This is a genomic window from Sphingopyxis sp. UBA6723 (assembly GCF_002454115.1).
GTDB lineage: Bacteria > Pseudomonadota > Alphaproteobacteria > Sphingomonadales > Sphingomonadaceae > Sphingopyxis.
The window spans coordinates 258,957-272,719 of the sequence record NZ_DKIH01000013.1 but is presented as its reverse complement, the minus strand read 5'-3'; the positions used below and the strand labels follow the sequence as shown (position 1 = coordinate 272,719).

13 protein-coding genes and 1 tRNA gene are annotated in these 13,763 nt (G+C 63.9%); 5 read left to right on the top strand and 9 right to left on the bottom strand.

Translation table 11 applies throughout. The annotated features are described in order from the left end of the window. The first annotated feature begins 3 nt into the window (after window positions 1-3). Window positions 4-1,134: a zinc-binding dehydrogenase gene (locus tag B4F07_RS14670; protein ID WP_293700541.1), complete on the top strand. Its 1,131-nt coding sequence runs from the start codon at window positions 4-6 to the stop codon at window positions 1,132-1,134. Window positions 1,135-1,389: 255 nt separating this feature from the next. Here B4F07_RS14670 and B4F07_RS14665 read toward each other — a convergent pair whose 3' ends face one another. From B4F07_RS14665 to B4F07_RS14645, 5 genes are all read right to left on the bottom strand, one after another. After that, window positions 1,390-2,544 (bottom strand): cell wall hydrolase, encoded by a 1,155-nt coding sequence (locus B4F07_RS14665; RefSeq protein ID WP_293700539.1) that lies wholly within the window; start codon window positions 2,542-2,544, stop codon window positions 1,390-1,392. A 9-nt stretch (window positions 2,545-2,553) separates the two neighbouring features. Next, window positions 2,554-3,474 (bottom strand): cysteine synthase A, encoded by a 921-nt coding sequence (gene cysK / locus B4F07_RS14660; RefSeq protein WP_293700537.1) that lies wholly within the window; start codon window positions 3,472-3,474, stop codon window positions 2,554-2,556. Further along, window positions 3,471-4,139, bottom strand: a complete 669-nt coding sequence (locus tag B4F07_RS14655; protein ID WP_293700536.1) for an RBBP9/YdeN family alpha/beta hydrolase — start codon at window positions 4,137-4,139, stop codon at window positions 3,471-3,473. The genes cysK and B4F07_RS14655 overlap by 4 nt, the downstream gene beginning before the upstream one ends. A gap of 148 nt (window positions 4,140-4,287) precedes the next feature. Beyond that, window positions 4,288-5,598, bottom strand: coding sequence for an MFS transporter (locus tag B4F07_RS14650; RefSeq protein ID WP_293700534.1), 1,311 nt, complete (start codon window positions 5,596-5,598; stop codon window positions 4,288-4,290). 56 nt (window positions 5,599-5,654) lie between these two features. Further along, entirely contained in the window at window positions 5,655-6,950 is a 1,296-nt protein-coding gene (locus tag B4F07_RS14645) for an RsmB/NOP family class I SAM-dependent RNA methyltransferase (RefSeq protein ID WP_293700532.1), read from the bottom strand. Here B4F07_RS14645 and B4F07_RS14640 point away from each other — a divergent pair. Beyond that, the gene (locus B4F07_RS14640; RefSeq protein ID WP_349681334.1) at window positions 6,949-7,215 is read left to right on the top strand and encodes a DUF1674 domain-containing protein; all 267 of its coding nucleotides are present in this window, start codon (window positions 6,949-6,951) and stop codon (window positions 7,213-7,215) included. The genes B4F07_RS14645 and B4F07_RS14640 overlap by 2 nt on opposite strands. Before the next feature lie 33 nt (window positions 7,216-7,248). On the opposite strand, the gene B4F07_RS14635 is transcribed toward B4F07_RS14640, so the two are convergent. The 3 genes from B4F07_RS14635 to B4F07_RS14625 form a co-directional block, all read right to left on the bottom strand. Then, the gene (locus tag B4F07_RS14635; RefSeq protein WP_293700530.1) at window positions 7,249-7,803 is read right to left on the bottom strand and encodes a cytochrome b; all 555 of its coding nucleotides are present in this window, start codon (window positions 7,801-7,803) and stop codon (window positions 7,249-7,251) included. Between the two features lie 14 nt (window positions 7,804-7,817). After that, on the bottom strand, window positions 7,818-8,597 hold the full coding sequence (locus tag B4F07_RS14630) for a SapC family protein (RefSeq protein ID WP_293700528.1): 780 nt from the start codon (window positions 8,595-8,597) through the stop codon (window positions 7,818-7,820). A gap of 111 nt (window positions 8,598-8,708) precedes the next feature. Then, a complete protein-coding gene (locus tag B4F07_RS14625; protein ID WP_293700526.1) occupies window positions 8,709-10,133 on the bottom strand; it encodes an FAD-binding oxidoreductase in 1,425 nt (474 codons plus the stop codon). A 178-nt stretch (window positions 10,134-10,311) separates the two neighbouring features. On the opposite strand from B4F07_RS14625, the gene B4F07_RS14620 reads away from it, so the two are divergent. Both B4F07_RS14620 and B4F07_RS14615 read left to right on the top strand, forming a co-directional pair. After that, entirely contained in the window at window positions 10,312-10,836 is a 525-nt protein-coding gene (locus tag B4F07_RS14620; protein ID WP_293700524.1) for a hypothetical protein, read from the top strand. Window positions 10,837-10,957: 121 nt separating this feature from the next. Beyond that, window positions 10,958-12,367, top strand: coding sequence for a DEAD/DEAH box helicase (locus B4F07_RS14615; RefSeq protein WP_293700523.1), 1,410 nt, complete (start codon window positions 10,958-10,960; stop codon window positions 12,365-12,367). 206 nt (window positions 12,368-12,573) lie between these two features. On the opposite strand, the gene B4F07_RS14610 is transcribed toward B4F07_RS14615, so the two are convergent. Next, entirely contained in the window at window positions 12,574-13,590 is a 1,017-nt protein-coding gene (locus tag B4F07_RS14610) for an NADP-dependent oxidoreductase (RefSeq protein WP_293700521.1), read from the bottom strand. A gap of 96 nt (window positions 13,591-13,686) precedes the next feature. Here B4F07_RS14610 and B4F07_RS14605 point away from each other — a divergent pair. Then, window positions 13,687-13,762, top strand: a tRNA-Ala gene (locus tag B4F07_RS14605). The last annotated feature ends 1 nt before the right edge of the window (window position 13,763 follow it).

Genomic DNA, 13,763 nt, shown 5'->3' with positions numbered 1-13,763 from the left:
GCAATGACCGAACTGCCTGACACCAACCTGACCATGCTGACCCTGGTCAAGCCAGAGGGCCAGCTGGAGGTGTCGCTCGAACGACGTCCGATGCCGACGCCCAAGGCGCACGAGGTGCTAGTCAAGATCCTCGCCACGCCGATCAATCCGTCGGACCTGGGCCTGCTGTTTGGCGGTGCCGACATGTCGACCGCGCGCGCCTCCACCCGCGACGGACTGCCGGTGATCACCGCCGACATTCCGCCCGCCGGGATGCGCGCGATGGGCGGCCGCATCGGCGAAGCTTTGGCAATCGGCAACGAAGGCTGCGGCACCGTCGTCGCGGCGGGCGATTCGCCCGAGGCGCAGGCGCTGCTGGGCAAGACCGTCGCGCTGATCGGCGGCGAGATCTATGCCGAATATCGCTGCCTGCCCGCGCAGATGTGCATGGTGCTGCCCGACGGCACCGACCCGAAGGACGGCGCGTCGTGCTTCGTCAATCCGCTAACCAGCCTTGCCTTCACCGAAACGATGAAGAATGAAGGGCACAGTGCGATCGTCCACACCGCCGCGGCGTCGAACCTGGGCCAGATGCTGGTCAAGATTTGCGCCAAGGACGGCATCCCGCTGGTCAATGTCGTGCGCAGCGACGCCCAGGTCGACATCTTGAAAGCCATTGGTGCGACGCATATCGTCAACAGCAGTGCCGATGATTTCATCGACCAGTTGACCGCCGCGATCGTCGCCACCGGGGCAACGATCGGTTTCGATGCGATCGGCGGCGGCAAGCTGGCGGGCCAGATTCTCTCCGCGATGGAAGTCGCCGCGGTGAAGCGGATGACGACATACAGCCGCTATGGGTCGGACACGTTCAAACAGGTCTATATCTATGGCGCGCTTGACCTTGGGCCGACCATCCTCAACCGCGCCTTTGGGCTAACCTGGTCGCTGTCGGGCTTCCTGCTGACGCCCTTCCTGCAAAAGGCGGGGATGGAAACCAATATGCGGCTGCGTAAACGGGTGGTCGATGAGCTGACGACGACGTTCAAGAGCCACTACAGCCATGAAATTTCGCTCACCGAGGCGCTGTCGCTGGACGTCGCGCATGCGTATAATGCGAAGCGGACGGGTGAGAAGTATCTGATCCGACTGTAAGGGGGAGGCGATTGGGGCGCTAACCACGGTTGCGGGCGCCGCGCATCTTCCTCTCTCCCCTTGAGGGAGAGATACGGAGGCTTGGCAGCTTGCTGCCTAGCCGCAGTTGAGAGGGGTTCTCGCGCCCGCTGGCGTCCAACCCCCTCACCAAGCTTCGCTAGCTCCTGACGGAGCAAGCTGCGCTATCCTCTCCCACGAGGGGAGAGGAAGTTTGGCGCTTCTGACCTTAACGCCATCGATCAAGGTTACCGCCACCTACCGCTTCATGCACTGTCGCACATCGTCGCGCTTATATTCGCTGCAATTCCACAGCGCCTTTTCGAACCCCGCCTTGTCGTCGCGCAGGTAGGAGAAGGTCATCGCGGCGCGCTGGGTATCAGTCATGGCGTCGCTGTCGGGTTTCAGCACTGGGTTGGTCCAGCCCATGAACTTGCAATAGGGCTTGTCGCCGCACAGCCTGAGCGCCGTCGTCACGAAGCTTTCGGGCGCGGCGCGGCGGTCGAGCTGGGTGTAGATGGTGTCGCGGCCTGTCGCTTCCCCCGCGCCGACGACGACGCGCGCTTCGCCCACCGCGGCATTGGCATCGACGCCGGTCGCCAACTCGGTCGGCAGCCCGAGCGCTATGGCGTGCAGCGGCGAAATGGCGGCGAGCTTTGCGACCGGGCCGTCACCGCCCGAAACCGCACCGCGGAATGCGCCCGGGGTGCCCCAATAGCCCGGCCAGCGGAAGAACAGATGCGTGTCGACGATCGCGATTTTTTCGAGGCTGTCGCTCCAATAGGGACGCACCCAATCGGTGTGATAATGGGTCGCGAGGCCGATGGGCGGATAGGTGCCGCCCGACAGCATCAGGTCGGCATTGTTGCGCGCGCGCTGCCACGCCGCGTCCGAGTAGCGGCGGTTCAACGCGCCGTCGCAGGTGAAGGTGAACTGGCAGCCGGTGACGCGTTCGGACCCCTGGAACACCACGCCGCAGATCGATTTGGGGAAGGCCGGGTGGCGGGCACGGTTGATGACGACCTGGCCGACCGCCTGCTGACCCTTTGAGTCGTCACCCGCTTCGTAGAGCATCGCCGCGGCAAGGCAGTCGCGCGCGCGCGCCTTGGCATCGCCGGTTCCCGAATAAATGAACGGGCGCGGCGCAACGAAACCCTTGGTGATCAGCGCGATGCGCGCATTGGCGGCGCGGGCGTCGTCCTCCGCCACCGGGGCGAATTCCATCGGCAGCACGTCGGGGACGACATCGGGGGGCGGCGCGACGGGATGCGGGCGCGCCGCGCTCGCGCGATCGGCGCTGCGGTCGCTGGCGTAGAGTACGAGCCCGACGGCGAGCGCGGCCAGCAGCACGAACAGCCAACCGGTCCAGTCGCGCCGTACCGGCAACGCCGCTTGATCGCCGTCGGGGCGCATGGTCGGGCCTCAGATCTCCGGGAGGAAATCGGGGACCGACAGATAACGTTCGCCGGTGTCATAGTTGAAACCGAGCACGCGGCTGCCCGCAGGCAGTTCGGCGAGTTTCTGCGCAATCGCGGCGAGGGTGGCGCCCGACGAGATGCCTACGAGCATCCCTTCCTCGGTCGCGGCGCGGCGCGCGTAAGTCTTGGCAGCCGCGGCATCGACCTTGATCACGCCGTCGAGCAGGTCGGTATGCAGGTTGCGCGGAATAAACCCGGCGCCGATGCCCTGGATCGGGTGCGGCGCAGGCTGGCCGCCCGAAATGACCGGCGAAGCTTCGGGTTCGACCGCGAACACCTTCAGGTTCGGCCAATGTTGCTTCAGGAACTGCGCGGTACCGGTGATATGACCCCCGGTACCGACCCCGGTGATAATTGCATCGATCGGCGTGTCCTTGAAATCCGCGAGGATTTCTGGGCCGGTGGTGCGGACATGGACGTCGATATTGGCTTCATTTTCGAACTGCTGCGGCATCCACGCGCCGGGGGTGGTTTCGACCAGCTCGATGGCGCGTTCGATCGCACCCTTCATGCCCTTTTCGCGCGGCGTCAGGTCGAATGTCGCGCCATAAGCGAGCATCAGGCGGCGGCGTTCGATCGACATGCTTTCGGGCATGACCAGGACCAGCTTGTAGCCCTTGACCGCGGCGGCCATCGCCAAGCCGATGCCGGTGTTCCCCGACGTCGGCTCGACGATGGTGCCGCCGGGCTGGAGGCTGCCGTCGCGCTCGGCGGCTTCGATCATCGCGAGGCCGATGCGATCCTTGATCGACCCGCCGGGATTGCTGCGTTCCGACTTGATCCAGACTTCGGCGTCCGGAAACAGCTTGCCCATGCGGATGTGCGGCGTGTTGCCGATGGTATCGAGGATCGAATTGGCTTTCATGATCGGTGCGCTCTTTCGTTGAATTCGAACCGCGGGTCGCAGCGGACGCGATTTGGCCAGTCACCGGCGCGGAGCCAGCGGGCCTCGTCCGCCAGGGCCGGCGTCGGCGCGGGTTGTAACGAGGCGAGCAGATACTGTCCATAAGGCCAGTCGCCGATCGACGAGTCGGCATTGATATGCCCAAACGGACCAGCATTGACGAAGCGCGCGTCCCACTGCCGCGACAGGCGCCAGACATGGGCGGTCTTCGCAAAGGGGTCGTCATCGCTGGCGACGACGGTCATCGGGATGCGCGACGTGAAGGGCGGCGAATCGGCAAAACCGGCGACGCCATGTTCGTGGCGCAGACGCGACAGGTCGGGCGGCGCGACGAGCAGCGCCCCAGCAATGCGCGTCCGGGTCAGCGCGCTGGCGGCCGCGAACCAATGCGCAAAGGCGTGGCAGCCCAAGCTGTGCGCCGCGATCAGCACCGGACCGTTTTCAGCGTCGATGGCGGCGGCGATTGCAGCCACCCATTCATCCTTGTCAGGATCGTTCCAGCGGCCAAGTTCGATACGCTCGCTGTTCGGGAATTTATGCTCCCATGGGCTTTGCCAATGGGTTGGGCCGCTGTTGTTCAGGCCGGGAATGGTCAGGATTTTGTGGCGGATCGTCGCGCTGTGCATGACGGCTGCTCCTTTTGGGGGACAAAGGGAACCGCGGTGACGGGTGGGCTAACCATAACTCAATTGATTAAGTTGACAATAGCCATGTGATGAACGGACGCAGCTTTGCGACGAAGCGCCGAACGGTCATTCGAACGTCGAGATCGCCTCAATCAGTCTGCCGGAATTGCGGTTCAAAGGTCCGCGCGCGGCGTAGTTCGGGAAACAGCCACGCCCACAGCGCGGTGACGCCGATCGCCGCCACGCCACCGAAAATGACCGCACTGATCGGGCCAATCGCCGCGGCCATCGTGCCGGCCCGCATCTCGCCCAGTTCGTTGGAAGCCGATATCGCCAGCCCCGACACGGCGCTGACCCGGCCGCGCATATGGTCGGGGGTGTTGAGCTGGATCAGCGTCCCGCGCACAAAGACCGAGAACATATCGGCCCCCCCCATCAGCACGAGCAGGCCGAGCGAGAGGAAGAAATTCGTCGAAAGGCCAAACGCCACCGTCCCGGCCCCGAACGCGGCAACCGCCCACAGCATCTTGACGCCGACATTGCGTTCGATCGGGCGGAAGGCGAGGCCAAGTGCAACGACCGCCGCGCCGACGGCGGGGGCAGCGCGCAGGAAGCCAAGGCCTTCCGAACCGGTCTGTAAAATGTCGCGCGCGAAAACGGGCAGCAGCGCGGTCGCGCCGGAGAGAATCACCGCGAACAGGTCGAGCGTGATCGTCCCGAACAGGAAACGCTCGCGCCAGGTAAATTGCAGCCCGTCGGCCATTTCGCGGAGCGGATGGCGGCGCACTTCGGTGGGTGGCGGCAACACCGGGCGCACGCGGCTGATCGTAAACGCCGAAAGCGCAAGCAGGACCGCCGCAAAGACATAGACCGCCGCGGGGTGCGCAGCGTAGATCAGTCCGCCCGCGGCGGGGCCGACGACCGATGCCGACTGCCACGCAATACTGCTCATCGCGATGGCGCGCGGCAGGACGGCGGGGGGCACGATATTGGGCGCGATCGCGCTCATGGCTGGACCGACAAAAACGCGCGCGACGCCGTGCAGCGCGGCCAGCGCAAACAGCAATGGCAAGGTCAGCGCATCGGTCCATGTAAACCAGCCCAGCAGGACCGCGATGACAAGGTCGATCATATTGGCGAAGATCGCGACCTTGCGCCGCTCGAAGCGGTCGGCGACCCATCCCGCGACGGGCGTCAGGATCGCCAGTGGAACGAACTGGACCAGCCCGAGCAGCCCGAGTTGAAAAGACGCCTCGCGGATCGACATGCCATAATCGGTGCGGGCGGTGTCATAGAGCTGGTAACCGATGACCACCACCATCGCCATCGTCGCCATCACGGCGGTGAAACGCGCAGCCCAGAAGTAGCGATAGTCGGGATAGCTGAGCGGCGAGGGGACTTTGGACGCCGGTTCCGGCATCACCGGCTCTACGCCTTCAGGGGGAGGGATCGTCGCCATCAGCTTTGCCCCTAAACGGCTTTTGCGTGCTGTCCAGCCCGGACGTCGCCTGTCGGCTATGGCGCGCGCAGCCTGGCGATGAAGAAACCGTCGAGACCGCCAACGTCGGCGAGCAGCCCGGGAAGGGTGCGGACGAAACCGCTGGCGTCGGGGGCGATCCCGGCGGGCAGCTCGTCTGCGCGCACCGGATCAACGCACCAAGATGCGTGATGGTTCAGGAACGTCGCGACCTGATCCTCGCCCTCGGCGCGTTCGAGCGAGCAGGTGGCGTAGATCAAAACCCCGCCCGGCTTGACCCAGTGCGCGGCGCGGGCGAGCAATTCACTTTGCAGCACTGCCATTTCGGCGATCTGGCGCGGCTCGATCCGGTGGAGCACGTCGGGGTGACGGCGAAAGATGCCCGTCGCCGAACAGGGAGCGTCTAGCAGCACCGCGTCGGCGGGCGCTGTCGGCGCCCATGAGCGAATATCGGCCTGAACAACATCGGCGGCCAGGCCGGTGCGGGCTATATTGTCGCTGAGGCGGCCGAGGCGTTTGGCGCTGGAATCTACGGCGATGACTTGCCAGCCCGCGGCGGCCAGCTGCATCGTTTTGCCGCCGGGCGCCGCGCACAGATCGAACACGGCACGACCTTCGCCCGGCCCCAGCAGGCGCGCGGGAAGGCTCGCCGCCAGATCCTGGATCCACCAGCCGCCTTCGCTGTAACCCGGCATCGCCTCGACCGCCTGTCCACGCGGCAGGCGGCGATGGCGTGGGGCTAGTGATATCGCGTCCGGCCACTCGTCCGGGCCGGGTTCGGCGGCGAAGCTGAGGTCGATCGGCGGCGGCGCGCTCCAACCTGCTTCGGCGGCTTCGACCATCGCCAGACTCCATTGCTCGGCCCATCGTTCGGCGGTGGGCAAGGGCAGGGTGGCGCGGTCGGGCAAACGCCATTCGTCCTGCTGGGCGCGCGACAGGATCGCGTGGACCAGCCGCCGGGGGCCGCCCGCGACGAGGGGCAGGGCGGTCGCCACCACGGCGTGGGCGGGGCTTTTAAGGACGAGCAATTGCGCCAGCGCGATCCGCAGCACGGTGCGCGATTTGACGTCATCGGGCAAGATCTGCGCCGTTGCGCTGTCGATCAGCGCGTCGATATCGACCATCCAGCGCAAGGTTTCGGACGCGATGGCCACCGCAAAGGCGCGATCGGCGCCGGTCAATCCCTGCGCCGCCGCGTGCATCGCGACGTCCAGCGGATCGCCGCGGCGCAGCACCGCATCGACGAGGCGCAGCGCGGCACGGCGAGCCGTGGTCCCCGCCGGGTCCGGCTCGTGCGGCCCACGCTGTTTAGGACGCCGCGGGCGGTCAGTCATGACGATGTTCGGCGAGGTTGGCTTGAGGCATGAAAAATCCTATATGGTGCGGCTTATGGCCGAATGCAGCGAAACAGAAATGATTGGCGGCACGCCGCGCGCAGCGAAGCGTCCCGCGCATGTGAAGGCGCCTGCCAGCTGGACCACCAGCCCGGTACCATCCCCGGCGCCGATCCGCGAGGAAAAGGCCGAGGATCAACCCGGCGGACGAAACCCGGTGCGCTATGGCGACTGGGAGTTGAAGGGCATTGCCATCGATTTTTGACGCCGCGGCGACGCTGTGCGTCGAACATGTGCGTCAAAAAGGGTTCATCCGCCCGATCAGCCCGGTACGATCGACAAATTGATGTTTGAGCGCCGCCAAGATGTGGATCACGGCGAGCGCAAGCATCGTCAGACCCAGCACTTCATGACGGTCGTGCATGACGTCGGCCAGACCCTCGTTCGGTGCGACGATCGTCGGTATCGTGAACAAGCCAAAGAAATCGATCGGCCGATCTGCCGCCGACATCCAGACCCATCCCGACAGCGGCAACAGGATCAACAGCACGTAAAATAGCACATGCGTGACTTGCCCAAGCCACCGCTGCCAAGTCGGGATCGCGGCGGGCAGCGGTGGCGGTTTATGCCCCACCCGCCAAAGAATCCGAATAACTGTCAGGACCAGCACGGCGATCCCCAGCGCTTTGTGAATATCCATCGCAGCCCGCTGTGTTTCGCGGGGCAGACCCTCGGTCAGCATCGCGAGGCCGATATTGGCGATGACCGCCAGACCGATCAGCCAGTGGAGCCAGATGGCCACCTTGGTATAACGCGATCCGGCGGTGCCGGTGGTTTCTGCCAGGGTGGCCATCCGATTCACGCTCCTTAAATCGCCGGCACTTCCTGCATTAGCGGTACCTTGCCCGCTTTGACCTGCTCAGCGAACACTTCGCGCATCAACTGCAGCGAGAAAAGATGGGCAAAGATCAGGCCGAGAATGCCGTTTTGCATCATCTTGCGCAACACGTCGCCGCGCAGTTCGCGCAGCTTATTTTCATCGACCATCTGGAAACCGCGATAGATATACGGCTTGTCAATGCCTTCCTGCTGGATGCTGACTTCACCTTCCATCAGCAAATCGGCCTTTTTAAGCTCGTCCATGAACATGCTGGTACGCTGACCAGCTTCTTCGAAATTCTTGCAGAATTCGAGGACGGCCTGAACCGGGGCGGTAGGCTGGTCGTTCTCGAACAGTGCATCGCCTTCATCAAATTTGCCGACTGCTCCCGACGTCGGGTCGAAGCAAAGCGACAATTCTTCCGAGTCCTGTTGCAACCGAGCCAGCAGGAACGGGTAGCGCCGAACATAGGCTGGGACATAAACGGGATTCAGCAGCTTGCCTTCATCGTCGACAAAGGTGTTCACACCTTCGTTGAGACCCATCAGCGCCAGCGGCACCGGATTGTCACCCGCCGAAAAGACAATCGGGAAGAAGCGGCAGGCCGACACGAATTCGTCCGACGTCAGCGGGATCGCGTGCTGGTTGACCAGGAAGTCGGCCTTGTCCAGCGGACGCGCGTGGAAATCGGCATGATCGACGCTCGATAGCGGCACCAGGTCCTTGTAGAACAGCGGCAGATTGGCAGGGGCGGGCGCAGTGGCCATGATAAAACTCCGGTAGGGTGTCCCGACCAGCCGGGACGCAAAAGATAACAGCGCGCCTTATTGACCTGCGCCGCACGGCGCAAGGGGGCGATGGTGCGCCGCGCGCGCAGTTCAGGCGATCAGCTTGCCGGGATTGAAGATACCCGATGGGTCCAGACCTGCCTTGATCGCGCGGAGCGCCGCCAGTCGCGCCGGGCTGTCGAGTTCAGCGAGAACGTCGCGCTTCATCTGGCCGATGCCATGTTCGGCCGAGATCGATCCTCCAAGTTCGATGACGTGCGCATAAACGAGCCGACTGACAGCGGCGCCATGCTCCGCAATCCACGCGGCGCCGTCAATGTCGACGGGGGGCTGAACATGGTGATGGACATTGCCATCGCCCAAATGCCCGAATGACAGCGCCCGGGCGCCGGGAAACGCCTGGGTCAGCCGTACCGGATTATCGGCAATGAAGGTCGGCATCACATCGACTGGAACGCTGACGTCATGCTGCAACGCCGGTCCTTCGGCGCGCGCCGCTTCTGAAATGGAATCGCGCAGGCGCCAGAAATCATCGCTTTCCCGGTCATTTTTTGCGAGCACAACGTCGCGGATCAGTCCCGCGTCCAGCGCGACCGCAAGTTCGCGTTCCACCGCGTTGCCCAAGGCTTCGTCATCGTTGCCCGCCAGTTCGGCCAATATGTACCAAGGATGCTCGGCGGCCATCGGCGCGCGCGTTTGCGGGATGTGCCGCAGCACCGCGTCGAGGCAGCCGTGCGGGAGGATCTCGAATCCCTCCAGCTCGTGCCCGATGCAGGCGTCGAGCTGGCGGAGCAGCCGCAGGGCGCATTCAGGCGAATCGATGGCGACCCACGCTGTCCGCCGTGCGGTGGCGGCTGGGACGAGATGCAGGCTGGCGGCGGTGACGATACCGAGCGTTCCTTCGGCGCCGCACAGCAGATGTCGCAAGTCATAACCGCGGTTGTCTTTCTTGAGCGGGGCGAGGCCGTCGAAGATGCTGCCGTCGGGGAGCACCGCCTCGATCCCCGCGACCAGCGCGCGCATCGTGCCGTGACGCAGCACCTGGGTTCCGCCGGCGTTGGTTGAGACGAGACCGCCGATCGTCGCGGACCCCTTGCCGCCCAAAGTGAGGGGAAAACGCAGACCGTGGGCGAGCGCTTCGTTGTGGAAGGTCTCGAGGATCACACCGGCCTCGGCCACCGCAATTCGCGCCGCCATATCGATGCTACGCACCCGGTTCATGCGGCGCAGGCTGAGCAACAATTGGTCGCCACCGGCATTGGGGGTCGCGCCGCCGACCATGCCGCTGTTGCCGCCCTGCGGAACCAGTGCCGCCTGTTCTGCGACACAGAGCCGAACGACAGCCGCGACCTCTTCGGTCGAGGCTGGCGACAGCATCGCCGCCGCTTGGCCGGTATATTTGCCGCGCCAGTCCGTCAGCCACGGCGCCATGGTATCGGGGTCGGTCGTATAGCCCTTGGGCCCCAAAAGTGCGGCGAGCCGGTCGAGCAACGCTGGCGGCGGTGCCCGGCTCATACGGCATATCCCGAACTTGTGGGAGTAAGATGGCGAATATAGTTCATTTGATGTTCAATGATCCTTGCTAAAGCGAGGATTGAATGAATATCCGATTTTCGTCCAGTGAGTTTGGGCGGGGGGAGCGACGAGTGATCAGCCAATTCTGTCAGGACGCCGAAGGAGCGGCAGCGCGCTTGTGCTGACGGCTGCGGCCCTGTGGATTGCGGTAGCGGCCCCCGCTGCCGATGCGCCGTCACCCGTCACGGCGCCCGAACCCCTGATTGCGCTTACCGCACCGACGCCGGAACAGATCGCGCCCTTCTGGCAAGTCGTGGTCGAGCAACAGCTGATAATTCGCGTCCCCGCCCAGCGGTCGCAGCTGAATAATTTCGCCGCGGGACCGATGCCTTCGCGGCGGGCGACCGAAATCCCGATCGTGTGGAAAGAGAAAAAGGCGCCCAAATGCGTGGCGATGCGCAATATCATGGGGATGCAGGCGACCCAGCGCGACAGCATCGACATCATCACGCGGCAGAAACAGCGGCTGCGCGCGCAGCTTAATCGTGGGTGCCGCGCGCTCGACTTTTATGCGGGCTTTTACATGCAGGGCAGCAAGGACGGGAAGCTGTGTGAGGACCGCGATCAGATCCACGCGCGGACGGGTGCGAAGTGCGAAATCGACAAGTTTCGGCTGATGGTTCCCGTTCGCGACGATGATTAGGCGTTTAATCGCGCTTTTCGTCGCCATTTCTTGACTTTTCATCGCTATTTGCCCAAGGCCCGCGCAGCGCCGCCTGCGTGGAAGGCTGGGCGTCACCTCTATTTCCGGACATGATAATCTTATGAAATTTGCCGAGATCGGCCTTTCCGACGAACTTTTACGCGCGATCGACGAGTCGGGCTATGACGAAGCGACGCCGATCCAGGCGGGGGTCATTCCCTCGGTGCTGATGATGCGCGACATCATCGGCATCGCGCAGACCGGGACGGGCAAGACCGCATCGTTCGTGCTGCCGATGATCGACATCCTCGCCCACGGCCGCGCCCGCGCGCGGATGCCGCGCTCGCTGATCCTCGCGCCGACGCGCGAACTTGCGGCGCAGGTCGCCGAGAATTTCGAAAAATATGGCAAATATCACAAGCTGTCGATGGCGCTGCTGATCGGCGGGGTCCAGATGGGCGATCAGGTGAAAGCGCTCGAAAAGGGCGTCGACGTGCTGATCGCGACCCCGGGCCGCCTGATGGATTTGTTCGAACGCGGCAAAATTCTCCTCACCGGCTGTAACCTGCTGGTGATCGACGAAGCCGACCGCATGCTCGACATGGGGTTCATCCCCGATATCGAGAATATCTGCACCAAGCTGCCCGCGAACCGTCAGACCCTGTTGTTCTCGGCAACGATGCCGGCGCCGATCAAGCGGCTCGCCGACAAGTTCCTGTCAAACCCCAAGACGGTCGAAGTTGCGCGTCCCGCGAGCCGTAACGAGAATATCGAGCAGTTTCTGGTCAAGACATCGGAACGCGGCAAGCGCGACACGCTGCGCAGCCTGATCGAATCCGAGAAGGTTCATACCGCGATCATCTTTTGCAATCGCAAGACGACGGTGCGCGAGCTGGCGAAGGTGCTCCAGCGTTCGGGTTACAGCGCGGGCGAGATTCAGGGCGACATGGACCAGTCGAGCCGCACCACCGAACTCGACCGGTTCAAGAACGGCACGATCAATATATTGGTCGCATCGGACGTCGCAGCGCGCGGACTTGACGTCAAAGGCGTCAGCCATGTGTTCAACTTCGACGCCCCCTGGCACCCCGACGACTATGTCCACCGCATCGGCCGTACCGGTCGCGCGGGGGCACAGGGGCGCGCCTTCACGCTGGTGACCCCGTCGGATGACGAGGCGATCGACAGCATTCAGAAGCTGACCGGTTACAAGATTCCGGTCTATGGCGTTGAAACGGCGGCGGCTGAACCGGCCCCGGCAACGCCCAGCGAAGCCGAAGAAAAGCCCCGCCGCGCGCGTTCGGAACGTGGCGGACGGGGCCGCGGCGCAGCGAAGCCGGAGAAGGTTGCCGCGCAACCGGTCGACGAGCCCAAAGCCGCCCCCGCAAGGGCATCCAAGCCGCGCGATGATCGCAAAGCAGCCGTCACGCCGAAACCAGCACCCGCACCGCGCCGCGACGACCAGGATGGCCCCGACGACGGCTGGAACGGCCCGATGCCGGGTTTCCTGTCGGTTGGTTTCGGTAGCTGAGAACTTTCTGACTTTTTGAGGCGCTCAACCTAGGAGCCGAAGTCGGCTTTGGGATGGGATGCGGCCCTCATGCGTTCGTCACCCCGGACTTGATCCGGGGTCCATGCGGCCTTGCACCGGCCTACGCTGAGAGGGCAGATGGATTCCGGATCAAGTCCGGGATGACGAGAGTGTAAGTCTGCTTTTGGTCGTTAGCGGCTACAAGCCTACAGCCGAACGAGCATCTTTCCCACATTGGCGCCCGAAAACAGCCCCAGAAATGCATCAGGCGCCGACTCTATCCCATCATGCACTGTCTCGCGCATCGTCACCGCACCGCTGGCGATCAGGCCGCCCATGTCGGCGTAGAATTCTTCCATGCAGTCGAAAAACTGGTCGGTGTAGATAAACCCTTCCATGCGGATCCGCGCGGGAATCGTGCGGATGAGATATTTCATCTCCTGCGCCTTGCCGTCGTTATACACATCGATCATCCCGCAGATCGCAAAGCGCGCGAAATCATTGGCGGTCGCAAAGGCGGCGTCGAGATGCTCGCCGCCGACATTGTCGAAATAGACATCGATGCCGGGCTTGCCGAGTTCGGCAAGCACTTTCACCAGTTCCGACAGGACCGGTCCAGCCTTGTAGTCGATGACCGCATCGGCACCCAATTGCGTGACCCATGCGCATTTTTCAGCGCCGCCCGCCGATCCGATGACGGTCATCTCGCGCGCCTTGGCGATTTGCACGACCGCCGATCCCACGGCGCCCGCCGCGGCGGAGACAAAGATCGTATCGCCGGGTTTGGCGGCCGCAACGCGCAGCAGGCCGATCCACGCGGTGCCGCCGGTCAGGCCCATATTGTGCAAGAAGGTCTGCGGCGTCATCCCCGCGTCCAGCGCCGCGGGCGGGAGCTTGTTTGGCATCATGTCGAGCCCGATGATGCCGCCATCGCGCCATCCGCCCATGTGCAGGATCAGGTCGCCGGAGACAAAACCCTCCATCCGGCTTTCCACCACTTCACCAATTGCGCCGCCGGTCATCGGCTGGTCAATCTGGAAACTGGCGGCATAGCTTTTGGCGTCGTTCATCCGCCCGCGCATATAGGGATCGACCGAGAGCCAAAGATTGCGCACGCGCAGTTGGTCGGCCTCCAGCGGCGCCTCGGGCAAATCGCGGAGCGCGAAATTGTCCATCGTCGGCAGTCCTTGCGGACGGCTAATCAGATGCCAGGCTTTGCTCATCGGAACCCCCATTCCCTGATTTCGCATGGTGGTCACGGCGGTGGTCAGAAAAGCCGTTGCCACTGCAATGCGGTGCGTTTATTACGCCGCGGTCGCGGGGCCGTAGCTCAGATGGGAGAGCGCTGCAATCGCACTGCAGAGGTCAGGGGTTCGATTCCCCTCGGCTCCACCAG